Raw genomic sequence first — 26,212 nt, 5'->3', positions numbered from 1 at the left:
GTATTTCAACTGGCACATGCTCTGGGGCATATGCGCTCTCAAGGGTACCCCATGCCCGAAAGGCAAAACCCGCGCAAACATGCTGCGCAAACGCCCTCACAGCGGAAGCCTGTTTGTACGGTGGCCTGAGCGTTTCATCCTGAATATGCCCTGCACTCCTTGCTCCCTGCCAGCCATGGCAGTTGCCATACAAAACCGGGACCTGCGTTTTTTGCGCAGGCCCCGGCCTTTATATCCAATATCTCGAAGATGTTCGGGCGCGATCTGCGCCGCGAAAAATCAGGCATTGGCCCCCTTCATGCCTTCCTGCGGATACCGCTGGCCGTGCACCGCCTGCTCCGTAAACACGGCGTCAAGCTGCGCAATGTCTTCATGCGGCAGCGCAACATGCGCGGCACGGCAGTTTTCTTCCAGACGGGCGACGCTGCGTGTGCCGGGAATGACCACAAGGCGCTCGTAACGGCCGAGAAGCCAGGCCAGCGCAATCTGTGCCGGCGTGCAGCCATGCTTTTGAGCCACGGCCTGCAGGGCGGGCAGCAGTTTCAGGTTGTGGCGGAGGTTGTCCGCCTGAAAGCGCGGATTGTCACGGCGAAAGTCCCCGGCCTCAAGAGCATCCGGCGAAGAGTATTTTCCTGTCAAAAATCCCCGGCCCAGCGGGCTGTAGGCCACAAAACCAATGCCCAGTCTCTGGCATGCGGGGAGAACCTCATGCTCCATTTCGCGCGTCCACAGGGAATATTCGCTTTGCAGCGCCGCCACGGGATGCGCGGCGTGCGCCCTGGCCAGAGTCGCGGCAGAAACCTCGCACAAACCTATGTGCGCGATCTTGCCCTGCTGCTTGAGGTCGGCGAGCACGCCCATGGTGTCTGCGATGTCAACATCGGTATTGACCCTGTGCGCGTAGTACAGGTCTATGCGCTCAACGCCAAGGCGCTGCAGCGACGCTTCGCAGGCCTTGCGGATATAGTCCGGCGAATTGTTGATGCTGCGCTTGTACGAATCGGCGGGATCGCGGTCAATGCCGAACTTGGTGGCAATGCGGATGCGCCCGCTGGCATGTTCCTGGGGATGGCGGGCGACAAATTTGGCCATGAGCCGCTCATTGTGCCCACGCCCGTACATGTCGGCGGTGTCAAGCATGGTCACGCCCAGTTCCAGCGCGCGATCAAGCACCGCCAGACTGGCTTCGTCATCAGGCGTTTTTCCATAAAATTCCGACATGCCCATGGCCCCAAAGGAAATGGCGGACGCCGAAAAACCGTCTCCAAGTTCACGAATGGGCATTGCTGCGTAGTGTTGCGTCATGTGTTCTGCCTCCCTGGCAGTTGGTGTTTTTTTGGGTTGGCGCGCGGCAGCGCGGCGGCCCCGTGCCTGCGCCTCAGGGCCAACGCCTGCCTGACGGCCGCAGGATCAGGCGGGCTCAAGGGCATGCGACGCGAACCGCCCCTGAAACATAGCCAGCCACGGGCGCTTTGCATCATACTTGTTTTGTGATACCTTTTAGGTATGACAAAGACCGTTTCAAAATCAGCCCTCGACGCCATAGATGTCCGGCATTTCTACCATTTCTCTGTGGTTGCGGAGGAAAACAGCCTGCGCCGCGCGGCGGATCGCCTGTTCATGGCGCAACCGCCCTTGAGTCGGCAGATCAAGCAGCTGGAGGAACGGCTGGGCGTGGCGCTTTTTGTCCGGCACAGCAAGGGGCTTACGTTGACAGACGAGGGCGCGCGCGTGCTGGCCATAGTCAGACCGCTTTTGCAGATGAAGGACGCAACCTACAAACGCCTGCGGCAAGACATCCACCCCCAGGAGCAGCGCCCGCGCATAGGGTTTACCACGGCCTTTGAACAGGGCGTCTTTGCTGGCCTGGAGCGGCGCTTGACGGAGTTCTTTGCCGACGGGCTGCATATTCAAAGGGAAGCCTCCACAAGGCTCGCGCGCGACATGCGCAAAGGCAGGCTCGACGCCGCCTTTGTGGCCCTGCCGCTGGACGCGCCCGGCCTGCTGCTGCAGGAACTGCCGTACGCCGAACCCATGCTGGCCGCATTGCCCGCATCATGGTTCGCGCCGGAGGATGCGGCGCCAGAGGTCGTGTCGCTGAAAAATTTCAGCCAGCGGCCGCTCTTCTGGTTCAGACGCGAGATCAATCCGGGATTCTTCGACTACGCGAAAACCCGCTTTGCGCGCATGGGCTTCATGCCGCACTATCTCGAGGAACCGACGGAGCACGACGTGCTGCTGGCCCGTATCGCTGCTGGCGAAGGCATGGGGCTTTTGCCAGCCTCCTTTGCGGCCATACGCAGAGACGGCGTCGCCTTTGCGCGGCTGCAAGACGACCATGCCTTTCATCTGCGGCTTGGACTTGTCGTGCCGCAGGACAAAGGCCCGCTGGCCCGGACGCTGACGGCACTGGCGGCAGCCATGCCTTTGTAGAACAGACTGCGTCATTGGGGGCGACATTTGGGGCGGCATCTGGAAGGGCGGCCCCCATACGCCGAACACAAAACCCTGAGGCAGGCGCATGACGGCAGTGCTCGGAAGGGTTCCGCTACCGCGCTGTCGCGTGCTCTAAAATCTTGTTTTAGCAACTGTCTGTTTTTGCAAACTGTTTTTGCAGACTGTAAAACGTGGAGCGTGTCAATATTGATAACAAATATTGACAAAGCTTTTTTACATACCTATATACTGGGTCTTCGTTGGCCCCTGACCGCGCCCTGAAGCGCTGTCAGGAGAAGCAGCCCGCCGGGATTGGCCCGCGCGGGCTTTGCTTTGCGGTGCGGCGGCCGAAAATTATGGCCGCAGAAAAAAGCATAACAAAAATACTGCTGCTAACGGAAATTTTTATTGCATTATAATTATGTTGGTTAGCCAAACAATTGCCCGCAGGCGGCATTGTGAAAAATTATTTCCACTCCCGTGAGCTTGACACTTTTTTCTCAATAGTACATTTTTGAATCGTGGTAAGTGCGCGAGAGAGTCCTCTGTACTGAACGCCAGCGCAGAGGCACCGAAGGGGCAAGGCCAAAAGGCTGAAACTCTCAGGTAAAAGAATCGCACATCTTAGTGCTGCTGAATCCACTTGTGGAGACAGGGCGTGCCATTAAACCGCAGGTACGCTTATGCTTCACGTCCTTATTACCAACAATCCCCGTTTTCAGGAGATGGCCCCCAAGGGACTGAGCGTCACGCTCATCACGGGCTGATCCGCGTCTGTCATTCGCGCGGCGCGCGATCAGATCCACCAGGGTTGGCGTCTTGCCAATCATCCCTTGTACGGCAACTTTCTGCCCCGGCAGATGCCGTACCGTTCCTTGATCCTGTCATCTTGTGCCCAACCATCTTCCGAAGCCCCCGCTTTGGTGGACATCACATCTCTTGAACTCATTGAGCAGGCTCAGGCCCGTTACGACGCCGCTGCCGTCCTTGCGCCCATACGCATGGACAGCAGCGCTTTGCGGGACTGCGCCTTTGTGGACGTGGAGCTTCTGCGCGCAACTATTGAGAGCCTGGGCTGCAGCATCAAAAGCCTTTTGAACCTCAATGGAAGGCATCCGGCCCCCGCGCCGGGCGTGCTTTCACACCACAAGGAGATGTAACGTGAAGTTGGAACTGCACCGCATCACAATCAGCAAGCTGGTCTTTGGCGCGCGCACAGGCGTCAGCGGCGGCGTGCTTACCGTCAACAAGGAAGAACTTACTGCCCTGCTCATGCAGGACGAACGCCTCGGCGGAGTCGAGATCGACGCTGCCCACCCCGGCGAAAACACGCGCATCATGCCCGTGAAGGACGCCATTGAGCCCCGCTGCAAGCTGGAGGGGCCGGGCGAGGTCTTTCCCGGCTGGATAGGCGATGTGGAAAGCGCCGGTGAAGGCAAGACCCTGGTCTTGAGCGGCATGGCCGTGCTGACCACAGGCCGCGTGGTGGCCCCGCAGGAAGGCATTGTGGACATGACCGGCCCCGGCGCGGACTACACGCCGTTTTCAAAGACGTGCAACCTGACCATCTCGCTGTCGCCCGTGGCCGAGATGGAGCCCCACCAGTGCGAGGCGTGCTTCCGCCGTGCCGGACTGCGCGCCGCCCACTACCTTGCCGCCGCCTGCAAGGGCGCCACGGCCGACAAGGTGGAAACCTTTGACTTTCCCGCGTTCAGCGAGGCCATGCACGCCCATCCCGGCCTGCCCAAGGTGGCCTACATCTACATGCTGCAATCTCAGGGCCTGCTGCACGACACCTGGGTTTACGGCGTGGACGCCAAGCGCATCCTGCCCACCATGATCAGCCCCACGGAAATTATGGACGGCGCGATCATCTCCGGCAACTGCGTGTCCGCCTGCGACAAGAACAGCACTTACGTCCACCTGAACAACCCCGTGATCCGAAGCCTTTATGCGCATCACGGCAAGGAACTCAACTTCGTGGGCGTCATCATCACCAATGAAAACGTCACCCTGGCGGACAAGAAGCGCAGCTCTTCCTACGCGGTCAAGCTGGCCCGCATGCTCGGCGTCGATGCCGTCGTCATCAGCGAGGAAGGCTTCGGCAACCCGGACGCCGACCTCATCATGAACTGCCGCAAGTCCGAGCAGGCTGGCATCAGAACCGTGCTCATCACGGACGAATTCGCCGGGCGCGACGGCTCCAGCCAGTCCCTGGCCGACTCGTGCCCCGAGGGCGACGCCTGCGTCACCGCTGGCAACGCCAACGAACTTATCGTGCTGCCGCCCATGGCCAAGGTTATCGGCGATCTGACTCCCGCTGAAACCATTGCTGGCGGCTTCTTCGGCTCTGTGCGCGAAGACGGCAGCCTTGAAGTGGAATTGCAGGCCATCCTTGGCGCGACCAACGAACTGGGCTTCAACCGCATCGGCGGCCGCACCCTGTAAGGGGGCGCAGCCGGCTCAAGGAGCAGGAGATCATCATGGCATATAAGCTTATACACTATATCAATCAGTTTTTTGCCGGCATCGGCGGTGAAGAAAAGGCCGACATAACCCCCGAAGTGCGCCAAGGCATCGTGGGCCCGGGCGCGGCCTTCAAGGCTGCCCTTGGTGGCCAGGCCGAAATCGTCGCCACGTTCATCTGCGGCGACAACTACTGCGCCAATCACCTTGAAGAAGTGGCCGCCCAGATGGTGGAAACCGTGAAGCGCTTTGGCGCGGACGGCGTCATCGCCGGGCCTGCCTTTAACGCTGGCCGTTACGGCACGGCCTGCGGCGTTGTCTGCGCGGCCGTCAACAAGCAGCTGGGCCTGCCTGTGGTCAGCGGCATGTACCGTGAAAGCCCAGGCGTTGATCTGTACCGCAAGGAAGTGACCATCATTGAAACTTCCGACAGCGCCCGTGGCATGGCCAAGGCCGTGCCCGCCATGGCCGCAGCCATGCTCAAGCTTTTGCGCGGCGAAGAAATAGCCGATCCCGAGGCCGAGGGCATCTTCCCCAAGGGCATACGCAAGAACATGTTCTACGAAGAACCCGGCGCGGAACGCGCCGTGCGCATGCTGATCAAGAAGATCAAGGGCGAGCCCTTCAAGACGGAATACGCCATGCCCATCTTTGACCGTGTGGAACCCCGCCCGGCCATCGCCGACCTCAGCAAGGCCACCATCGCCCTGGTCACTTCGGGCGGCATTGTGCCCGAAGGCAACCCCGACCATATCGCCGCCTCCTCGGCGCAGAACTTCGGCGCGTACAGCATTGAAGGCGTCAACAATCTTGAGAAGGGCAAGTACCTGACCGCCCACGGCGGCTACGACCAGACCTACGCCAACCAGGACCCCGACCGCGTGCTGCCCATCGACGTGCTGCGCGATCTGGAAAAGGAAGGCAAGATCGGCAAGCTCTACAACGTGTTCTACACCACGGTGGGCAACGGCACCTCGGTGGCCAACTCCCGCAAGTTCGGCACCGAAATCGGCTCACAGCTCAAGGCCGCACATGTGGATGGCGTAATCCTCACCTCCACGTGAGGAACCTGCACGCGTTGCGGCGCAACGCTCGCCAAGGCCATTGAAGAGGCCGCTGATGTGCCCGTGGTCCACATGTGCACCATTGTTCCCATTTCCCTGAGCATCGGGGCCAACCGCATCGTGCCCACGGTCTCCATTCCCTACCCCCTGGGCAATCCGGAACTGTCCCCTGGGGAAGAAAAGCACCTTCGCCGCGAACTGGTGCTCAAGGCCTTCAAGGCTCTGACCACCAAGGTGGACGGACAGACAGTATTTTAATCCCCCCCCGGTAACGCTCCGGCGGGTCGTGGACATCCCCCCCCTCACGACCTGCCGGAGCTGAAAACGGATAAAAACGCAGCAGATTTTTCCGGGTGGCGCACTACACGCCGCAGTCGCAGGCGGCCCGCCCCCACAAGGAGTTTTTATGGAAAAACGTGAACTGGTCATCATTGGCGCTGGCCCGGCGGGACTTTCCGCCGCCATCTACGGCAAGCGCGCCGGTCTTGACACTCTTGTGCTGGAAAAAGGCCGCCCCGGCGGGCAGATACTGACCACCAGCAGGGTGGAGAACTACCCCGGCATCCTTGACGGCACGGGTACGGGTCTGGCCGACGCCTTTCGCGCCCATGCGGAATTTTTCAAGGCGGAATTCAGGTCGGCCTCGGTGCAGAAGCTTGAGGTGCGCGGCGACCAGAAGATCATAACCCTCAAGGACGGCAGCGAAATTGCCGCCAAGGCCGTCATCGTGGCCAGCGGGGCCTATTTTCGCAAGCAGGGCTGCCCCGGCGAAAAAAAATACACGGGCATGGGCGTTTCCTACTGCGCCGTGTGCGACGCCGCCTTTTTTGAAGACCTCGAAGTGGCCGTCATCGGCGGCGGCAACACCGCCGTTGAAGAAGCCTGCTACCTCACGGGCTTTGCCTCCAAGGTATACATTGTCCACCGCCGTGACGAATTCCGCGCCGACAGGCTCGTGGTCGAGCACGCCCTGGCCAACCCCAAGATCGTGCCCGTCATGGACAGCGTGCTGGAATCCATCGAAGGCAGCGACATGGTGGAAAAAATCGTGGTGCGCAACGTAAAGACCGAAGAAAAACGCGAAATTCCGTTGAGCGGCGTGTTCATCTTCATCGGCACCCTGCCCAATGACGAATACCTGCACGGCCTGCTGGTAACGGACTCCAGCGGCTGGATCATTACCGACGACAAACTGCAAACCTCGGTACCGGGCATTTTCGCCGCTGGCGACGTGCGCGACACCTCGCTGCGGCAGGTGGTTACGGCAGCGGGCGACGGGGCGCGGGCCGCCATGTCGGCGTATGCCTACCTTCAACACTAAGGCCGCTGGAGGATAGCGCCATGACAACTGTTGGCATCAAGGCAGCCGCATACTGCCTGAACTTCGCGCCGGAACTGGCCCTGCACTATGGCGGCACCCCCGCCCAGGAACGCCGTTCCAAGCCCGATTCGGAATTTCTGCGAGAACTGCCCAAGCACGCGCAGACCTGGGAACAGGCCGCTGCCTACGCCCCCAACAAAACCTATGTGGGCGGCATGAGCCTCGACGAACTGGAGAAGGCTCCGGCCCCCTGGATCGACAACCTGGGCGATCCGCAACGCTACGGGAAATTTGGCGAAATCATGCCCGAAGACGAGTTCATCGGGCTTATGGATATTTGCGACGTTTTTGACCTCATCTGGCTGGAACAGGGCTTTGCAGCGGCAGTGGCCGAAAAGCTGGCCCGTAACCCCGTCATGGGCGAAAAGCAGCTGGCCCGGCTGGAGAAAGGCAAGCCCGTCGCCGAGCTGCAGGAAGCCATTGAAAAACAGCACGCCCTGCCGCTCTACTTTGAGAATACCCTGGTGGCCTGCTGCCGCCGTGCCCACGATACGGATGAAAACCTCGAAGCCGGGGTCATGCTGGAAAATCTGGCCAGCAAGGCCAGCGGCGTGCTGGCTCTGCTGCACCTCATCAAGAACGCGGGCATGGCTCCCGCTGACGTGGATTTTGTGGTGGAATGCTCCGAAGAAGCCGTGGGCGACGCCATGCAACGCGGCGGCGGCAACATGGCCAAGGCCCTGGCCGAGATAGCCGAGTGCGTCAATGCCAGCGGTTTTGACGTGCGCGGCTTCTGCGCCGGGCCCGTGGCCGCCCTCATCACCTCGGCAGGCATGGTGGCCAGCGGCGTGCGGCCCAATGTGGTCGTGGTCAGCGGCGGCTCCGTGCCCAAGCTCTACATGAACGCCCGCGACCATATCAAGAAGGGCTTTGTGCCGCTGGAAAACTGCCTCGGCAGCTTCGCCCTGCTGCTGACTCCCGACGACGGCCAGACCCCGGTCATGCGGCTGGAAGGTCTGGGCAAGCATACGGTGGGCGCGGGGGCTTCGCCCCAGGCCATCACCTCGGCCCTGACCTTCGAACCCCTGTCCCGCGTGGGTCTGAAACTCACGGATGTGGACAAGTACGCCCCTGAACTGCACAACGCCGAAGTGACCCTGCCTGCGGGCGCGGGCAACGTGCCCGAGGCCAACTACAAGATGATCGCGGCCCTTGCGGTCATGAAGGGGCAGATCGAGCGGACCGACATTCCCAAGTTTGTGGCGGAACACGGCATGCCCGGTTTTGCCCCCATCCAGGGGCACATCCCCTCCGGCGTACCCTATGTGGGCCACGCCATTGAAGATATCAAGCAAGGCCGCATCAAGCGCGCCATGATCATAGGCAAGGGCAGCCTGTTTCTGGGCCGCCTGACCAACCTGGCCGACGGCGCTTCCTTTATTATGGAAGCCCCCGGCACGAGCGCGGCACAGGCGCAGAACGTCAGCCAGCAGGATGTGACCGAACTGCTGCTGACAGCCCTGAGCGACGTGGCGGCCAACCTGCAAAAGGGTCAGTAGGAGGCAGGCGTATGGCGAGTCAAAACGACAGGCGTGCCATCCTGGGCAAGGCTCTTGAGGATCTGGTCACGCGGGCGCGCAGTGGACGCGCGCCGTGCCGCATCGGCCTCATGGCCGCAGGCGGCGAGCATTCGGATACGGAATTCCTCTCGGCGGCCGCTGTGGCCATGAAGGAGGACGCCTCGCTGACCGTGGTCGGCGTGGGGCCACGGCCTGCGGGACTTGTGCCTGCGGGCATGGACTGGATTGAAACCGGCTGCGAAGGCAATGAACTGGCTGCAGGGATGGAAAAAGCCCTGGAAGACGGTCATATCCAGGGCGCGGTGGCCCTGCACTATCCCTTCCCCCTGGGCGTGGCCACGGTGGGCCGCGTTCTGACGCCTGCTCTCGGCAAGGCCATGTTTGTGGCCTGCACCACGGGCATGAGCGCGGCCCAGAGGCAACAGGCGCTATTGCGCAACGCCGTTTTGGGCCTGGCTGTGGCCAGGGCCATGGGTCTGGCCTCCCCCGCTGTGGGCGTGCTCAATGTGGACGCGGCCCCGCAGGTGCTGCGGGCGCTGAACCGCATGGCGGAACGCGGCTACGACCTGCGCCTGGGACAGAGCCTCAGGGGCGACGGCGGCTCGCTGCTGCGGGGCAACGACCTTCTGGCCGGGGCCGTGGACGTGTGCGTCACGGACACGCTCACGGGCAACATACTCATGAAGCTCTTCAGCGCCTTTACCTCCGGTGGAGCCTACGAAACCACGGGCTGGGGCTACGGCCCCTCGGTGGGCGAAGGCTGGAACCGGGTGGTGAGCATCGTCTCCCGCGCCTCGGGCGCTCCGGTCATGGCCAATGCCCTGGCCTATACGGCCGCCGCCGTACGCGGCAATCTGCCCGCCGTGGTGGCCGAAGAACTGCGCCGGGCCAGGGCCGCCGGGCTGGACGAAGAACTGGCCGCCTTTGAAAAGGCGGCAGGGGCGGCCCCGACCGAAACCGTGCAGGCCCCGCCCGCCGAGCCCACGGATGAAGAAATCCACGGCATCGACGTGCTGGACCTTGAGCAGGCGGTACACTGCCTGTGGAAGGAAAACATCTACGCCGAGGCGGCCATGGGCTGCACCGGGCCTGTGGTCAAGCTGGCTGTGGCCCGTCTTGAGAAGGCCCGTGAAATCCTGAAGACCGCAGGATACATATAAAATCCTCCGACAGGCGGGCCGACCGTGTCAGAGTGTCCGGCACAGGCCCCGGCCCGCCTTTATCGGTACAGTGTAATCGTACGCAACCAAGTGAGGCAGTTCATGATTATCGTCGATAAAGATACCTTTGAAGCCGAAGTACTGCAAAGCGCCATGCCCTGCGTGGTGGACCTCTGGGGGCCGCAGTGCGGCCCCTGCCTGGCCCTGATGCCCGAAGTGGAAAAGCTAGCCGCCGCATATGACGGCAAGGTGAAATTCTGCAAGCTCAACGTGGCGGAAAACCGCCGCCTGGTCATCAGCCTGCGCGTCATGGCCGTGCCCACCATCCTTTTTTACAAGGGCGGGGAATGCGTGTCGCGCGTGTCCGGCGACGCTGTTTCCATTGAGGCCATCAAGGCCGGGACGGAAAAACTGCTGTAATGTTTTGCACGCTCGCCCAGACAGGGCAGCGCGGCAATGACGTGGACGACGGGCCGCCGCATCGGCCCGTGCGACAAAAAGCCCATAACCACAAGGAGTAAGCAATGGCTAAGCTCGAAGGCAAGAAGCTTCTGCTGCTTGGCGAAAGGGACGGCGTACCCGGCCCCGCCATGGCGGATGTCTTCGCCGATTCGGGAGCGGAGATCCTGTTCTCCGCCACCGAATGCTTCGTTTGAACGGCCGCAGGAGCCATGGATCTGGAAAATCAGCAGCGCGTCAAGGACGCGGCTGAGAAGTTTGGTGGCGAGAACGTCGTGGTGGTTCTCGGCTCTTCCGACCCTGAAGGGGCGGAAATCTATGCCGAAACCGTCACTCTGGGCGACCCCACCTACGCCGGACCCCTGGCAGGAGTCCCGTTGGGACTCTGCGTATATCATGTGCTTGAGCCGGAAATGAAGGCCGCTGCCGATCCCGCCAAGTGGGAAGAGCAGATCAGCATGATGGAAATGGTACTGAATGTGGATGCGCTGGCGGCCGCTGTGAGTAAGATGCGCGCGGAAAACAGCAAGTATAGCCTGTAGAGCAGATGAACTTCGAGAATATACATTCTCAAGGTTCAAGATACGCCCGCTTCGGCGCTTTACCGCGCACGTAATAGCGCTTGCGCCTTTGCGGCGGGCGCCTGCTCACGCAGTCACCCGAGCAATTGCAAGCGGCAGCCTTTAGGCGACGAAGAAGCCTTACGGCTGGCGACAGCATTGCTGGTGAAATTGCACTAATTGAGCCCACCTCCCCCCCACCCACAGGGCAAGAGTCCCGCGCGCGTTGAAAAGACGCGTGCGGGACTCCATCATTATGGGCATACCCTGCATGGGCACACCCTGCCCGGCCCAGCCTCTTGAGCGGGCAAAGGTGCATCTCTGCAGCGGCCCGGAGCCTGGCGTTCAGCTCAAGGAACAGTTGGCATGAGAGCCGTATTGGCCCATATCCCCCCCGGCATAGCTGGCGGCCGTTTGCGGGCTCGATTTTTATTGCGTGTTATACTGGGAGCTCCTCACCTTCATCTTTATCATGACAAGCCTGACAATCATGATAATCATAAACGCCGACCCCAGATAGCCATTCAGCACGTAGATGTAGTTTATCAGTATGTTATAAGGCGTGAACATGGCTATAAGGAGCCCGGCTGCGGCCAGACCGATTGTGACAAGCTTGAACTTTACCGTGCCCTCTACGCAAAACCTGGATGAAGCAGTCCACAGAAGTGGGCAAGCAGTGGAATAGATCGCCAGAAAAGTGATCATGCTGTAAAAATATGAGAGCGGCATCCATATCTGCTTGGCCAGAAAAAGGTTGGGAATCTGCAAATTATAAACACTGTCAATGTTCGCGGTCAGGGCGAACCCGATAACCAGACACATGGATACAAGAATAATGGCGGCGAATACGCTGCCTCGTTGCAAGGTCATGTAGTCTACTTTTGTGCTCAACGTCGCAACGTAGCTCGCCAGCCATAATATGCAGAACCCGCCATATGAAATGCCGGAAAAGAGCCAGGTGTCAGCGGCTTTCAGCAGGGGCAGCTCGCTGGAGCTGATTCTGCTGAGGTTTTGCGGCAGGGATTCAATATGGCATATAAGCGATACCAGGCACACCGTCGAAACCATAACGACTTTTAAAACCCCAATGCGGGCCACAATGTTCACTATCGAATTCAACCCGATTGCTACGGTTCCTCCAGCGCATACCATAATAATGGTACCGCCAAAAATGATCGGAAGACCAAACTGTTCATTCAACGTAGAACTGCCGCCGCCGACCATAACAATATACGACATGTAGCAAAACAAAACCGTAAACCAGTCAAATATCTTCCCAATAACTGGCCCACAGTAGAAGGCAAATACCTCGCTTCCTTTTTTGAAGTTACCGTGAAATCCCGCATATGCAAACCCGTAGTTTGCAATAATGATGATTAGCGCTGACACTCCAGCAACCAAAAACGCGTACAGGCCATATGGAGTAAAATACTGCAAAACTTCTTGCCCTGTTGATATTCCCGATCCAACAAGCAGGCCAATTATTGCGCCTGTCAACAGCAACGTTTGCTTTATACCAGTACGCTTATCCATTGTTTTTCCTTTTGTGGATTAATATTTTGCTTCTTATGTGGACAATTCTCCAATGTGGAAAAGACACGTTCAGGCTCATATTGGGTGATGAAGGCAACAGCCCGTAAAAACCCTCAACAGCCGCCCATGCGCGGGTGAAAGCCACAATGGCCTGCCATGTTCGCCGTGGCCTCCGTAGTCACTCGCGGATATCTCCCGAGAGACGCGGGAATTTTACCAGGGGCAGCAGCAAAAACGGCCGCGCTTCCAGAGCGTTTTTGCATTGAGAATACCCATTCTCAATGCTTCCAAGACGCCCGCATCCGCCAGAGCGATTTCAAGCGGCAGCCGTTAGGCGACGAAGAAGCCTTACGGCTGGCGACAGCATCGCTAGTGAAATTGCTCTAGCCGCGTTCACCATCCAGTTCCGCCAGCTGCCTGATGGCGCGATCCAGGCGACTTTTATCAATGAATTCAATGTGCTGCCTGGTGTTTTCATTGTCGATGACACCAAGCACTGCTGTTCTCTCCCGCGCTTTTTCCACGGCTATGAGACCATGTGAATCATATTTGCGTTTTGTCTTACGCAAAATGACGCTTCTAATTGGAGAACGAATAAGAGGAACATTGGGCGGAAGGGGGACGGATATGATTTCATGCCCGTTTTGCAAATGATCGCACAGGGCCTGATATATGGCCGTCAGACCTCCTGAGACGCGGACAATATCAAACCCGGGCAATTCAGAGCCAATACTGCTGTTATTGGTAAGTATCATGTATTCCATATAGCCTCCCTACAGGCTCGCCCGGCATTTCACTCCCGGCAAAGCACCGCTTTTTCAATCCGCCATGGGCCTGTTTCCGGATATCGCCGTTTTTTTCTGACAGAGAGCCATCCTCGGCGTTTCTGTGAAAACAGCTGCGGCGGCCCAAGGGGCCGCCGCCAGGTCAACACATACTATTCAAAGATGGTCTGCTCTTGGATTTCGGTCTGCATGGCGTCAAGCGCCTTCAATAACAGGTTGCGTCGCAGCGTATGATCAATTTCCGGCCCTTTGCGGGGGTCCCCCACGGGGTGAGGAATGGCCACGCCCGGCACGACTCTGTTGGTGCCCACAGTGAGCATGATGGGGACAATTGTCGCTATCTGCACTACAGGAATATTCGCCACACGTTCTATTTCACGCGTCATCGATGCACCGCATCGAGTGCACGTTCCTCACGTAGATGTGAGGATGGCTGCATCCACCTCCGCATTGCGCAGAATCTCACCGATTTCCTGGCCGAACTTTTCAGCGTTGTTCACGCTGGTGCCCGTACCTGTGGTGGTATAGAAAAAATCGTGCAGCTTCTTGAACGCGCCTTCTTTTTCCAGTTTGCGCAGTTCATCCACAGGCACGATGCAGTCCGGGTCTATGGCGGCCATGGCCCTGTCATATCCGCCATGGATGGATTCATAGTTTTCCGGCGTGAGATCATTGATGCCAGCAATACTGTATGAGCCGAAACTGTCGGCGGACGACACGCGGATATGATCCGGATTGCCTACGGGCACCACGCCGCCGGAACTGATGATGGCGATGGTTGCGTTCTTTATGTCCCTGACAGGCAGTGCAGGCGGAATTTTCTTGAATACCGGCATTTCGTATTCGGTATGAAACTCCTCGCCTCTCAAACGGGCCAGCATCATATCGACAGCTCTGGCCGCGCCTGTCTTTTCCTTGAAAAAGCACTTGCGGATGCCCCGGGAGAAGTAGCCCTCTTCACGAGCCGGCCCCATGGGAATTTTTTTCACCAGCTTAAGGCCGAGTTCGGTCATGGCCGCAAGGTCTTTTCTCATGGAGCGGGCGCTTTCTGAACTGGGCACGACATAGCAACCCTTGCCGTAAAGCTCCAACCCGGGATTTTCCTTGAACATGCCCGTAACCGTGGGAATGCCGAATTTTTCTCCGGCTGCTGAAGCGATGTCGCCGCAGGCCACACCGTACCTGCCTGCGTTAAAAGCAGGGCCGGCAATGAGCAGATCGGGCTTGAACGCTTCAATCAACGCAAGGCACGTCTCGCGCGCTTCTTCAATATTTTCACCGTAGTACGAGTCCCCGCAAATCACTGTGCCGACGATTTCGCCCTCGCCTCCGGCCTCCTTGAGCAAGCGGGTAATTTCAGATCCCGGGCCCACGGGGCTGGGGACGGACTCAGGCTTGTGGTCTGCCTTGTCTTCGCCACCCTTGCCCGCGTAAAACTGATTTATGTAATGCACTATTCTGTATTGCATCGTATCCTCCCTATATCCACTCGCAACTGTTGCGGCTGAATCCGATTTCGCAAGTGGAGGCAATGATGGCCTGCAACTCGATGTACATAGAACCGTCCGGGCGCAGGCTCTCAGCGGCGCCGCCGGAAAGATTGGCTATGGCCCGGGCGTCGCCGATAACTTTCTGCATGCTGGGCACTTCAAGCATTTCATTGACGTTGCCGGTCGATACAAAGGACACAAGTTCGGGGGTGGCGTCCGCAGTGCTCTGACTCTTGCCGTCGATGCCGGCGGCCTCGTCGGAAATGACAATGGCCACGATGCCCGCGTCTTCATGCAGCTTGGCATTAAGGCAAAAATCCGTGTCAGGGTTGCCGTAGCCCTCTTCGGTGATGATCACCGCGTTGGCGCCGAGTTCCTTGGACAGGGTCAGGTTCATCATTGCCGCGCGCTGCTTGCCCGCAAGAATGGTGCTTTCAACGGCAGGCACCATGCCAAGGAAGTTGATTTCCTTGCCGTGCCGCGCATACAGCTCGGTGACTACCGGGTTGTGAACATGATGATAGGTGGTATTTTTGTCGCACGCGGACACGCAGTTGCCGGACACCACGGCGCCGTCCAGGACTTCGTTGGGATGCAGCAGGGTCGGCAGGGAGGGGCGCAAATCCGAGGCATACACGTACGTGTCATGAAGCAGGCCTTGCGTGATGGACATGCATATATACAGGACCTTGGGCAAGTCGGGATATTTGGCGCTCTCTTCAACCACAGAGCGCTTTTCATACACTTCTATGGAGTCAGCCTTTGTGCCCAGGCACTCCTTGGCCAGATATACGCTGAGCCGCAGCCCGGTTTTACGAAGGGCCTCTTCATATTCGTGAGGGTCAATGCCTTCCACGGGTTCAACATTCATGACAATGTTGATGGTTTTCGAAAAAGGCGTGTACTCCGCCACAGGGCCGGACATATCAATCATACCTTCCTGAAAGGCCACGATAGGACCGCAAGTCACTACCGCTGCGCCATCAAGCACCAGGGTAGCGCCTTCTCCCGCTCTGGACATGGGTGCGCAATAGCCCGGAAAATACCCGTTGCCGTCCATCTTCACGCGCGGCTCGATCACGTCCTTCACAGGGATGATGCGCACGCTTTCTCCCGGCCGGGCGATGTCCAGCTCGGCCGTGACGAACTGACTTTCCTGCAGGACAACAGCAAGGGCCTCTTCCTTATTTACATAGAGCACCCCACCGTCCGCATGGGTCTTGTCGCCCCATTGCGCGTCTTTGACGGCGATCTTGTGCAGTTCCAGTTTCATCTGGTTCCTCCATTTGCGGTTACAGAACACGACATACGATCACGATCTCAGCGTTCTCTCGCCCTCCTTATCCGTCGGTGAACGGTGAGCGTGAAAAAGGCGCGAGGCAAAGCCCCGGCATCAGTCACGCGACTAGACCCCAAAAAACGGCATGACCGTGTGGCGCACCACGCGGTCATGCCGTTTTTTGGGGTAGCTGCTGAACATATGTTCTGCCCGAAAAGACAACGGGCATTCGTACTATTTCCGCCCCAGGGCGTTCTCAAAAAGAGGGAGAGGGTAAGGTTTTGACGGAGTGCGTCCCCCGGACGCGCACGCTCTGTGACTCAGGAATGCGAGGATGGCTCTGTGCTGCTCCAGAGAGGGTCAAGAGAGGCGAAAAGCCGCGTACGCACATGGCATGTGTTGCTGGAAAGCGACCGGTAGCCGGGTATATGAAGGGCTGGCTTTCGCATGGGATTTTCCTGGTAGCTGCAAGTGTATCTGTGCCTGTGAAAAGAAGAGCAAACAGCATGCCAGAAAAAATCCCCTCGCTGAAAAAAAATAGAGACTGTTTTTCCAGAGCAATTTCGCTTTGAAATTGCTCTGGCGGCTGCGTGGGCAGAGGCCCGCTGCGGAGGCGCAAGCGCAATTTATTTGCGCGGTTACGCGCCGAAGCGGGCGTCTTGGAAGCATTGAGAATGAATATTCTCGATGCGAAAATGTTATAGTTGGTTAACCAAGTGAAGATGCCAGACGGCTCTGCGCATTTTTCAATCACACAATATTTTTTCTGTTCACAAAAAATACTGTGTGCTTGAAAAAATTTGCGTACATCGGCGGTGGCGTTTGCCGTCATTGCAGCGCATGGCTGAAGTGCGGCAGGGGGCAGGGGGAGCAGGGGGACGGAAAAGCGGGAACGCGGGAAGGTGGGAAGAGCACTGCTCAATAGGGAGCATTTCCTGGGTAACTTTCGTGCCTGACAGTTTCGCGCTCGCAGGGAAGGCCCGACGGGCCGCCAGTCGCCGCGCCACAGGACCGTGGCTGCGACATCGCCGCTAATACCCCGTCATTATTGTGCTGTTCACATGCGCGTGTTGTTTTGCCCTTTTGCGAACATCTACGTAAAAATCAACCTGAATTAATACTGCTTTGGCAGAAAGGCCTGCCTGCTGATTGCGTATTTCTTGATTTTATAATGCAAAAGCTGCGGAGATATTCCCAAAAGTCGAGCGGCCATGGCAACATTGCCCGCCGAGGTTGCAAGGGCTTTCTTGATGGCGGTCTCTTCAATGTCCATGGTCTGTCGCGGCAGGCTTGAACCGGCTTCACGCGCCGTATCGGCCGTCGCGGTTGCGGTCATCTGAGGATGTGTTGTGGAAGGAGCGGAGGCGCAAGGTTCCGCGAACGAGGGCGGCCGTTCTGAAGGCGCGGCGCGACCGGAACCGGGCGCCGTTTCACGGGCAGCGCCCTGAACTGCCAGCCATGGCGTTGTGGCTGACAGTGGCGGCGATGAAGAGGCGAGCTCCGGCACAGCATCATAAAGGTGCCATGACTCAAGATTATCACCAGGGTCAACCAGAACCAGGCTGGCCTCTATGACATGCTCCAGTTCGCGTACATTTCCTGGCCAATTGTGGGCGTAGAGTACGGACATGGCCTCTGGAGTGACCAGGGGTTGGGGCACCCCCAGCCTGCCGCTGTGAAACCGCATAAAATGCTGCACCAAGGGGTGAATATCTTCCATCCGGAAGCGAAGAGGAGGAATCATGATCTTGACCACGCCAAGCCGATAATAAAAATCCTGGCGCAAGTGGCCATCTTCAATAAGAGCCGTGGGATTTTTACAGACGGAACTGATGATGCGCACGTCTATGGGGCGCTCATGCTCTTCTCCTACCCGGCGTACCATGCGCTCCTGGAGAACCCGGAGCAGTTTGTTCTGTAAGGACACAGGCATTGAATCGACTTCATCAAGATACAGGGTGCCTCCATTCGTGGCTTCAAACAGGCCCACCCGGTTCACGGCGCCGGTAAACGCGCCCTTGACGGTGCCAAAAAGGATGCCCTCAAGCAGCGTTTCCGGCACGGCTGAGCAGTTTATGGCCGTGTAGGGCTTTGCCTGGCGTGGGCTTGCGTAATGTATGGCTTGGGCGAATATCTCCTTGCCCACGCCGGTTTCGCCTATCAGCATGACAGAAGAAGACTTGGTGGAAACCTTCTTTGCCAGCGAAGCGACCTCCAGCAGCGCGTGGCTTTCGCCGATCAGGGATTCAAATGTATAATGCCTTTTTTCTTGTTCCTTCCTGCAATCAGGGGCATCCCCCATCCCATCCGCTGCCTCGGGGCCCCATCCCTCCGACTGCAGGCCGATACAGGGATACCTCTGGATAAAGCAGATCGCCCCCAGAAGGACGCCGTTGTTCCACAGCGGATAAATACTGTTGGAAGAATTAACCAGTTTGCCGCGTCGGGTACGATACAGATGCACACTGTCGAAAATTGGAGAGCCGGTGTGGAGCGCCCGCATGGTAGGACTGTCCTCTGGCGTGAAGCGATAAACGTCGCATATCTGCTTACCGAGGGCGTCCTGCGGCGAAAGTCCGTCAATTCGTGCCTGGGCATCATTATAGTAAATGATAACACCATCTTCCCGAACAATGGTAATCCCAATCAAATTGACGTCAAAAATCAGGCGAAAAAAGTCCAAAAGCTGTGAAAGATCGGTGCACCCCTTCAAAATGGTATCCAGCATGGCCGCCCCTTGGGATGTTTTGGACGAAGTTGCACAGGAAGCACATTGGCATTTTTTGTTTATATAAAAATTTTTGTGTGTTTAGTCAAAAAACTGTGTTGACAAAAAATGTTCATAAGAATTTTGCCACTGCAATTGCGCCTGACGCGCTGCTTTTTCATTTTTCCATCCCTGCATGCGTACAGGCACACATTTTGCTTCCATCAACATACGACACGATCATATACTCCTCAGCATGCGCACCCCGCCTATCTGGCGGTGGCCTGTACGCCATTGCGCACTCTCCCACCCTTTTGCCGTCCGTGTGCGGTGGTAAAGCGTGTGTTGCGGTCATCGCCGCACACGCCCTCACCATGTTACCGAACACGAGGATCTTTTCATGGAAAAACGTGAACTGGTCATCATCGGCGCTGGCCCGGCGGGACTTTCCGCCGCCATCTACGGCAAGCGCGCCGGTCTTGACACTCTTGTGCTGGAAAAAGGCCGCCCCGGTGGGCAGATACTGACCACCAGCAGGGTGGAGAACTATCCCGGCATCCTTGACGGCACGGGTACAGGTCTGGCCGACGCCTTTCGCGCCCATGCGGAATTTTTCAAGGCGGAATTCAGGTCAGCCTCGGTGCAGAAGCTTGAGGTGCGCGGCGAAGAGAAAGTCATCACCCTCAAGGACGGCAGCGAAATCGCCGCCAAGGCCGTCATCGTGGCCAGCGGGGCCTATTTTCGCAAGCAGGGCTGCCCCGGCGAAAAAAAATACACGGGCATGGGCGTTTCCTACTGCGCCGTGTGCGACGCCGCCTTTTTTGAAGACCTCGAAGTGGCCGTCATCGGCGGCGGCAACACCGCCGTTGAAGAAGCCTGCTACCTCACGGGCTTTGCCTCCAAGGTATACATTGTCCACCGCCGTGACGAATTCCGCGCCGACAGACTCGTGGTCGAGCACGCCCTGGCCAACCCCAAGATCGTGCCCGTCATGGACAGCGTGCTGGAATCCATTGAAGGCAGCGACATGGTGGAAAAAATCGTGGTGCGCAACGTAAAGACCGAAGAAAAACGCGAAATTCCGTTGAGCGGCGTGTTCATCTTCATCGGCACCCTGCCCAATGACGAATATCTGCACGGCCTGCTGCAAACCGACGCCGCTGGCTGGATCATTACCGACAGCAAGCTGCAAACCTCGGTGCCGGGCATTTTCGCCGCTGGCGACGTGCGCGACACTTCGCTGCGGCAGGTGGTTACGGCAGCGGGCGACGGGGCGCGGGCCGCCATGTCGGCGTATGCCTACCTTCAACACTAGAGCATTTAACATTTGAAATGCTCGCGTACGGCAGGCAAAAGCCCGCCTACTCGCATTTCATGGCAAGGATTTTCAGAAAAATCCTTGCAGAGCAATTAACTCATTTCATTCGTAAACTGCTCTAAAGCCGCTGGAGGATAGCGCCATGACAACTGTTGGCATCAAGGCAGCCGCATACTGCCTGAACTTCGCGCCGGAACTGGCCCTGCACTATGGCGGCACCCCCGCCCAGGAACGCCGTTCCAAGCCCGATTCGGAATTTCTGCGAGAACTGCCCAAGCACGCGCAGACCTGGGAACAGGCCGCTGCCTACGCCCCCAACAAAACCTATGTGGGCGGCATGAGCCTCGACGAACTGGAGAAGGCTCCGGCCCCCTGGATCGACAACCTGGGCGATCCGCAACGCTACGGGAAATTTGGCGAAATCATGCCCGAAGACGAGTTCATCGGGCTTATGGATATTTGCGACGTTTTTGACCTCATCTGGCTGGAACAGGGCTTTGCAGCGGCAGTGGCCGAAAAGCTGGCCCGTAACCCCGTCATGGGCGAAAAGCAGCTGGCCCGGCTGGAGAAAGGCAAGCCCGTCGCCGAGCTGCAGGAAGCCATTGAAAAACAGCACGCCCTGCCGCTCTACTTTGAGAATACCCTGGTGGCCTGCTGCCGCCGTGCCCACGATACGGATGAAAACCTCGAAGCCGGGGTCATGCTGGAAAATCTGGCCAGCAAGGCCAGCGGCGTGCTGGCTCTGCTGCACCTCATCAAGAACGCGGGCATGGCTCCCGCTGACGTGGATTTTGTGGTGGAATGCTCCGAAGAAGCCGTGGGCGACGCCATGCAACGCGGCGGCGGCAACATGGCCAAGGCCCTGGCCGAGATAGCCGAGTGCGTCAATGCCAGCGGTTTTGACGTGCGCGGCTTCTGCGCCGGGCCCGTGGCCGCCCTCATCACCTCGGCAGGCATGGTGGCCAGCGGCGTGCGGCCCAATGTGGTCGTGGTCAGCGGCGGCTCCGTGCCCAAGCTCTACATGAACGCCCGCGACCATATCAAGAAGGGCTTTGTGCCGCTGGAAAACTGCCTCGGCAGCTTCGCCCTGCTGCTGACTCCCGACGACGGCCAGACCCCGGTCATGCGGCTGGAAGGTCTGGGCAAGCATACGGTGGGCGCGGGGGCTTCGCCCCAGGCCATCACCTCGGCCCTGACCTTCGAACCCCTGTCCCGCGTGGGTCTGAAACTCACGGATGTGGACAAGTACGCCCCTGAACTGCACAACGCCGAAGTGACCCTGCCTGCGGGCGCGGGCAACGTGCCCGAGGCCAACTACAAGATGATCGCGGCCCTTGCGGTCATGAAGGGGCAGATCGAGCGGACCGACATTCCCAAGTTTGTGGCGGAACACGGCATGCCCGGTTTTGCCCCCATCCAGGGGCACATCCCCTCCGGCGTACCCTATGTGGGCCACGCCATTGAAGATATCAAGCAAGGCCGCATCAAGCGCGCCATGATCATAGGCAAGGGCAGCCTGTTTCTGGGCCGCCTGACCAACCTGGCCGACGGCGCTTCCTTTATTATGGAAGCCCCCGGCACGAGCGCGGCACAGGCGCAGAACGTCAGCCAGCAGGATGTGACCGAACTGCTGCTGACAGCCCTGAGCGACGTGGCGGCCAACCTGCAAAAGGGTCAGTAGGAGGCAGGCGTATGGCGAGTCAAAACGACAGGCGTGCCATCCTGGGCAAGGCTCTTGAGGATCTGGTCACGCGGGCGCGCAGTGGACGCGCGCCGTGCCGCATCGGCCTCATGGCCGCAGGCGGCGAGCATTCGGATACGGAATTCCTCTCGGCGGCCGCTGTGGCCATGAAGGAGGACGCCTCGCTGACCGTGGTCGGCGTGGGGCCACGGCCTGCGGGACTTGTGCCTGCGGGCATGGACTGGATTGAAACCGGCTGCGAAGGCAATGAACTGGCTGCAGGGATGGAAAAAGCCCTGGAAGACGGTCATATCCAGGGCGCGGTGGCCCTGCACTATCCCTTCCCCCTGGGCGTGGCCACGGTGGGCCGCGTTCTGACGCCTGCTCTCGGCAAGGCCATGTTTGTGGCCTGCACCACGGGCATGAGCGCGGCCCAGAGGCAACAGGCGCTATTGCGCAACGCCGTTTTGGGCCTGGCTGTGGCCAGGGCCATGGGTCTGGCCTCCCCCGCTGTGGGCGTGCTCAATGTGGACGCGGCCCCGCAGGTGCTGCGGGCGCTGAACCGCATGGCGGAACGCGGCTACGACCTGCGCCTGGGACAGAGCCTCAGGGGCGACGGCGGCTCGCTGCTGCGGGGCAACGACCTTCTGGCCGGGGCCGTGGACGTGTGCGTCACGGACACGCTCACGGGCAACATACTCATGAAGCTCTTCAGCGCCTTTACCTCCGGTGGAGCCTACGAAACCACGGGCTGGGGCTACGGCCCCTCGGTGGGCGAAGGCTGGAACCGGGTGGTGAGCATCGTCTCCCGCGCCTCGGGCGCTCCGGTCATGGCCAATGCCCTGGCCTATACGGCCGCCGCCGTACGCGGCAATCTGCCCGCCGTGGTGGCCGAAGAACTGCGCCGGGCCAGGGCCGCCGGGCTGGACGAAGAACTGGCCGCCTTTGAAAAGGCGGCAGGGGCGGCCCCGACCGAAACCGTGCAGGCCCCGCCCGCCGAGCCCACGGATGAAGAAATCCACGGCATCGACGTGCTGGACCTTGAGCAGGCGGTACACTGCCTGTGGAAGGAAAACATCTACGCCGAGGCGGCCATGGGCTGCACCGGGCCTGTGGTCAAGCTGGCTGTGGCCCGTCTTGAGAAGGCCCGTGAAATCCTGAAGACCGCAGGATACATATAAAATCCTCCGACAGGCGGGCCGACCGTGTCAGAGTGTCCGGCACAGGCCCCGGCCCGCCTTTATCGGTACAGTGTAATCGTACGCAACCAAGTGAGGCAGTTCATGATTATCGTCGATAAAGATACCTTTGAAGCCGAAGTACAGCAAAGCGCCATGCCCTGCGTGGTTGACCTCTGGGGCCCCCAGTGCGGCCCTTGCCTGGCCCTGATGCCCGAAGTGGAAAAACTGGCCGCCGAGTATGACGGCAAGGTGAAATTCTGCAAGCTCAACGTGGCGGAAAACCGCCGCCTGGTCATCAGCCTGCGCGTCATGGCCGTGCCCACCATCCTTTTTTACAAGGGCGGGGAATGCGTGTCGCGCGTGTCCGGCGACGCTGTTTCCATTGAGGCCATCAAGGCCGGAACGGAAAAACTGCTGTAATGTTTTGCACGCTCGCCCAGACAGGGCAGCGCGGCAATGACGTGGACGACGGGCCGCCGCATCGGCCCGTGCGACAAAAAGCCCATAACCACAAGGAGTAAGCAATGGCTAAGCTCGAAGGCAAGAAGCTTCTGCTGCTTGGCGAAAGGGACGGCGTACCCGGCCCCGCCATGGCGGATGTCTTCGCCGATTCGGGGGCGGAGATCCTGTTCTCCGCCACCGAATGCTTCGTTTGAACGGCCGCAGGAGCCATGGATCTGGAAAATCAGCAGCGCGTCAAGGACGCGGCTGAGAAGTTTGGTGGCGAGAACGTCGTGGTGGTTCTCGGCTCTTCCGACCCTGAAGGGGCGGAAATCTATGCCGAAACCGTCACTCTGGGCGACCCCACCTACGCCGGACCCCTGGCAGGAGTCCCGTTGGGACTCTGCGTATATCATGTGCTTGAGCCGGAAATGAAGGCCGCTGCCGATCCCGCCAAGTGGGAAGAGCAGATCAGCATGATGGAAATGGTACTGAATGTGGATGCGCTGGCGGCCGCTGTGAGTAAGATGCGCGCGGAAAACAGCACGTACAGCTGTAATTGATCCCCACCCCCCACAAGGCAAGAGTCCCGTGTGCGCCCAAAAAGCCCGCGCGGGACTCTTGAGCGTTTTCGCCACAAGAAGGCGCAGGCATGCTGAAACATGTCTGCTATGGATACCATATATAGGTCCTGCTACGGGTATGGCTTTGTGTGATGTAAACCGGCTCTATAGCTTGCATAAATTTTACCGATATGTTGTTCTGCACTATCTGCCAACTCAAGAATATCGACGATATTTGCCGTCGTCGTTTTTCTTCCCTCGCAACCTGCAGCCTCTGCAGACTGTATATATTTTTGTTTGCAAAAACCGATTTTTCAACTCTTAGCACAAGCAGCATCGCCATGAATTCATTTTCTTTGCGTGGAAAGTTTCTTTTGACAATAACCATTGGGGCTGTGGCGCTTGTCGCCATGTTCGCCTTTTCTCTCGACTCGGTATCGACTCTCAACCAGTCCTTTTCGCAAATGCGTGACGTGGACGTGGTAGGCAAAATGACCAGCCTCGAAATAGCCAAGGACATCAACTACGTGAGCCGCCTCACGCGTGACGCCATGCTGGGGGGCGATCTGGAGAAAGATATCAAGCAGCAGGCCGAGATTGCCAAACGCAATGAGGAGCGGTTTCAGCAGCTGGACGCAATGCCTTTCAGCAGTCAGGAAAAAAAGATCATAGCCGACGCCCAGAAAGCCGCCATCAGCTTTATCGCCAATGGCAGGGACGTACTTTTGCCGCTCAGGGAGGTTCCGGCTGATGAGCGCCATAAAAGCTACAAGGACTACGCCAGGGTGGCCACGCCGTATGCGGAGGCCTACCGGGAGCAGGGGGGCCTGTTTGACAAGGCCATGAACGCCCGCTTTGACGCCGCCATGCAGCAAATGCAGGGGCAGATCGAGCAGAGCCGCACCAATATGTGGATAGTGCTGGCGGTCTCCATGCTGGCCATCTATGGCGTGGGGCATCTGTTCACCAGTCGCGACCTTGACGTCATGCGCCAGTGCATCGCCTTTGCGCGCCAATTGGGGGGCGATGATCTTGATCGCAGGCTGGACGCCAGCAAAAAATCTTCCATCCTGCCCCTGGTGCAGGCCTTGAATACCACGGCGGACAACCTGTCCTCATTCAGGGCTGAAACGCGCCGGGCCACGGCCGAGGCCCAGAAAGAACGGGACGAGGCCCAGGCATTTATGCGCCAGGCCCACGAAGCCAAGGAAGAGGCTGAAAAAGCCAAGGCCGAGGGCATGCTCTATGCCGCAAGCCAGCTTGAGGCCGTGGTAAACGCCCTCAACCTGGCCTCTGGCAATCTGTCAGACCTCATCCACAGGGCCAGCAGCGGTTCCACGCGGCAGGCCGACCGCGTGCGTGAAACGGCTTCAGCCATGGAACAGATGAACGCCTCCATGCTTGAAGTGGCGCAAAGCTCGTCCCACGCCGCCGACACCGCGGATCAGACCAGGGTGAAGGCGCAGGAAGGCTCGTCATCCGTCACGCAACTGCTCGACAGTATCCGCGAGGTACAGCAGCAGGCCGGGGAAATGAAGGACGGCATGGCCGGGCTTGGCGTCAAGGCCGAGGCCATTGGCAAGGTGCTGAACGTCATTGCCGACATAGCGGATCAGACCAATCTGCTGGCCCTCAACGCGGCCATTGAGGCCGCCCGCGCTGGTGAAGCCGGGCGCGGTTTTGCCGTGGTGGCCGACGAGGTGCGCAAGCTGGCCGAAAAAACCATGACGGCAACAAGGGAAGTGGGAGAAGCCATTAACGGCATCCAGGCAGGCACCGTGCAGACCATTGATGTGGTGAACCGCACGGTGTCGCGCATCCAGAGCGCTGATCAACTGGCCGACAAATCTGGCGCGGCCCTGGCCGAAATCGTGTCCATGGTGGACATAAGCACGGATCAGGTGCGCGCCATTGCCGCCGCCTCGGAAGAACAGTCCGCAGCCAGCGGCGAAATCAACCGCAGTCTGGACGAGGTGGACAGGATATCCGGCGAAAATGCCGAGTATATGCAGCGGTCATCCGAGGCCATCCTGGAGCTTTCCCGCCAGGCGAACGTGCTGCAGGGGCTTATCGGCGAAATGAAGCAGGGCGGTTCCTCCAGCCTTGGCGGCGCAGCCTAACCGCGTTCCCTTTCCGGCTGCACACCTGTCTGAACACGTAAAAACCCCCGTCCTTTCACGGCAAATGC

At 59.0% G+C, this 26,212-nt stretch carries 23 protein-coding genes and 1 riboswitch; of the genes, 15 read left to right on the top strand and 8 right to left on the bottom strand.

Annotated features, from left to right (window positions below; genetic code table 11):
- Nucleotides 1-279: 279 nt before the first annotated feature.
- A complete protein-coding gene (locus DESU86_RS07455; RefSeq protein ID WP_269474307.1) occupies nt 280-1,305 on the bottom strand; it encodes an aldo/keto reductase in 1,026 nt (341 codons plus the stop codon).
- A gap of 201 nt (nt 1,306-1,506) precedes the next feature.
- Here DESU86_RS07455 and DESU86_RS07450 point away from each other — a divergent pair, with 201 nt between their 5' ends.
- The 9 genes from DESU86_RS07450 to grdA (DESU86_RS07410) all read left to right on the top strand — a co-directional run bounded on the left by DESU86_RS07450 (nt 1,507) and on the right by grdA (DESU86_RS07410) (nt 11,028).
- A complete protein-coding gene (locus DESU86_RS07450) occupies nt 1,507-2,433 on the top strand; it encodes a LysR family transcriptional regulator (protein ID WP_179980479.1) in 927 nt (308 codons plus the stop codon).
- 526 nt (nt 2,434-2,959) lie between these two features.
- Nucleotides 2,960-3,064, top strand: a riboswitch (glycine riboswitch).
- A 151-nt stretch (nt 3,065-3,215) separates the two neighbouring features.
- Entirely contained in the window at nt 3,216-3,596 is a 381-nt protein-coding gene (locus DESU86_RS07445; RefSeq protein WP_179981755.1) for a GrdX family protein, read from the top strand.
- Nucleotide 3,597: 1 nt separating this feature from the next.
- On the top strand, nt 3,598-4,884 hold the full coding sequence (locus DESU86_RS07440; RefSeq protein ID WP_179980478.1) for a glycine/sarcosine/betaine reductase component B subunit: 1,287 nt from the start codon (nt 3,598-3,600) through the stop codon (nt 4,882-4,884).
- Between the two features lie 35 nt (nt 4,885-4,919).
- Nucleotides 4,920-6,224 (top strand): glycine reductase complex selenoprotein B, encoded by a 1,305-nt coding sequence (grdB, locus tag DESU86_RS07435; RefSeq protein ID WP_179980477.1) that lies wholly within the window; start codon nt 4,920-4,922, stop codon nt 6,222-6,224.
- 148 nt (nt 6,225-6,372) lie between these two features.
- Entirely contained in the window at nt 6,373-7,287 is a 915-nt protein-coding gene (gene trxB, locus DESU86_RS07430; RefSeq protein ID WP_179980476.1) for a thioredoxin-disulfide reductase, read from the top strand.
- 20 nt (nt 7,288-7,307) lie between these two features.
- Nucleotides 7,308-8,846: a glycine/sarcosine/betaine reductase complex component C subunit beta gene (gene grdC / locus DESU86_RS07425; protein WP_179980466.1), complete on the top strand. Its 1,539-nt coding sequence runs from the start codon at nt 7,308-7,310 to the stop codon at nt 8,844-8,846.
- A gap of 11 nt (nt 8,847-8,857) precedes the next feature.
- A complete protein-coding gene (gene grdD / locus DESU86_RS07420) occupies nt 8,858-10,027 on the top strand; it encodes a glycine/sarcosine/betaine reductase complex component C subunit alpha (protein WP_179980465.1) in 1,170 nt (389 codons plus the stop codon).
- A 102-nt stretch (nt 10,028-10,129) separates the two neighbouring features.
- Nucleotides 10,130-10,447, top strand: a complete 318-nt coding sequence (locus DESU86_RS07415; protein WP_179980475.1) for a thioredoxin family protein — start codon at nt 10,130-10,132, stop codon at nt 10,445-10,447.
- Nucleotides 10,448-10,551: 104 nt separating this feature from the next.
- Nucleotides 10,552-11,028, top strand: coding sequence for a glycine/sarcosine/betaine reductase complex selenoprotein A (grdA, locus tag DESU86_RS07410; RefSeq protein WP_179980474.1), 477 nt, complete (start codon nt 10,552-10,554; stop codon nt 11,026-11,028).
- A gap of 447 nt (nt 11,029-11,475) precedes the next feature.
- Here grdA (DESU86_RS07410) and DESU86_RS07405 read toward each other — a convergent pair whose 3' ends face one another.
- The 7 genes from DESU86_RS07405 to DESU86_RS14605 form a co-directional block, all read right to left on the bottom strand.
- The gene (locus DESU86_RS07405) at nt 11,476-12,579 is read right to left on the bottom strand and encodes a YkvI family membrane protein (protein WP_179980473.1); all 1,104 of its coding nucleotides are present in this window, start codon (nt 12,577-12,579) and stop codon (nt 11,476-11,478) included.
- A gap of 383 nt (nt 12,580-12,962) precedes the next feature.
- A complete protein-coding gene (locus tag DESU86_RS07400) occupies nt 12,963-13,343 on the bottom strand; it encodes a hypothetical protein (protein WP_179980472.1) in 381 nt (126 codons plus the stop codon).
- A 173-nt stretch (nt 13,344-13,516) separates the two neighbouring features.
- Complete coding sequence (locus DESU86_RS07395) at nt 13,517-14,833, bottom strand: glycine/betaine/sarcosine/D-proline family reductase selenoprotein B (RefSeq protein WP_179980471.1); 1,317 nt, start codon at nt 14,831-14,833, stop codon at nt 13,517-13,519.
- 10 nt (nt 14,834-14,843) lie between these two features.
- Nucleotides 14,844-16,127 (bottom strand): glycine/sarcosine/betaine reductase component B subunit, encoded by a 1,284-nt coding sequence (locus DESU86_RS07390; RefSeq protein WP_179980470.1) that lies wholly within the window; start codon nt 16,125-16,127, stop codon nt 14,844-14,846.
- A 262-nt stretch (nt 16,128-16,389) separates the two neighbouring features.
- Nucleotides 16,390-16,965 carry a hypothetical protein gene (locus DESU86_RS07385; protein ID WP_179980469.1) on the bottom strand — a complete coding sequence of 192 codons (576 nt, stop codon included), beginning with the start codon at nt 16,963-16,965 and terminating at the stop codon, nt 16,390-16,392.
- A 282-nt stretch (nt 16,966-17,247) separates the two neighbouring features.
- Nucleotides 17,248-18,861, bottom strand: coding sequence for a sigma-54 interaction domain-containing protein (locus DESU86_RS07380; RefSeq protein ID WP_179980468.1), 1,614 nt, complete (start codon nt 18,859-18,861; stop codon nt 17,248-17,250).
- Nucleotides 18,862-18,942: 81 nt separating this feature from the next.
- Entirely contained in the window at nt 18,943-19,071 is a 129-nt protein-coding gene (locus DESU86_RS14605) for a hypothetical protein (RefSeq protein WP_269474306.1), read from the bottom strand.
- Nucleotides 19,072-19,240: 169 nt separating this feature from the next.
- On the opposite strand from DESU86_RS14605, the gene trxB (DESU86_RS07375) reads away from it, so the two are divergent.
- The 6 genes from trxB (DESU86_RS07375) to DESU86_RS07350 all read left to right on the top strand — a co-directional run bounded on the left by trxB (DESU86_RS07375) (nt 19,241) and on the right by DESU86_RS07350 (nt 26,144).
- Nucleotides 19,241-20,155 (top strand): thioredoxin-disulfide reductase, encoded by a 915-nt coding sequence (gene trxB / locus DESU86_RS07375; RefSeq protein ID WP_179980467.1) that lies wholly within the window; start codon nt 19,241-19,243, stop codon nt 20,153-20,155.
- Nucleotides 20,156-20,300: 145 nt separating this feature from the next.
- Nucleotides 20,301-21,839, top strand: a complete 1,539-nt coding sequence (grdC, locus tag DESU86_RS07370) for a glycine/sarcosine/betaine reductase complex component C subunit beta (protein WP_179980466.1) — start codon at nt 20,301-20,303, stop codon at nt 21,837-21,839.
- An 11-nt stretch (nt 21,840-21,850) separates the two neighbouring features.
- Entirely contained in the window at nt 21,851-23,020 is a 1,170-nt protein-coding gene (gene grdD / locus DESU86_RS07365; protein ID WP_179980465.1) for a glycine/sarcosine/betaine reductase complex component C subunit alpha, read from the top strand.
- 102 nt (nt 23,021-23,122) lie between these two features.
- The gene (locus DESU86_RS07360; RefSeq protein WP_179980464.1) at nt 23,123-23,440 is read left to right on the top strand and encodes a thioredoxin family protein; all 318 of its coding nucleotides are present in this window, start codon (nt 23,123-23,125) and stop codon (nt 23,438-23,440) included.
- Between the two features lie 104 nt (nt 23,441-23,544).
- Entirely contained in the window at nt 23,545-24,024 is a 480-nt protein-coding gene (grdA, locus tag DESU86_RS07355; protein ID WP_179980463.1) for a glycine/sarcosine/betaine reductase complex selenoprotein A, read from the top strand.
- A 341-nt stretch (nt 24,025-24,365) separates the two neighbouring features.
- Entirely contained in the window at nt 24,366-26,144 is a 1,779-nt protein-coding gene (locus tag DESU86_RS07350) for a methyl-accepting chemotaxis protein (protein ID WP_232088292.1), read from the top strand.
- The last annotated feature ends 68 nt before the right edge of the window (nt 26,145-26,212 follow it).

It is taken from the genome of Desulfovibrio sp. 86 (assembly GCF_902702915.1).
In the GTDB taxonomy this organism is placed as follows: domain Bacteria; phylum Desulfobacterota; class Desulfovibrionia; order Desulfovibrionales; family Desulfovibrionaceae; genus Desulfovibrio.
The sequence above is the reverse complement of the archived record's forward strand: the minus strand, read 5'-3'. Positions and strand labels throughout refer to the sequence as shown.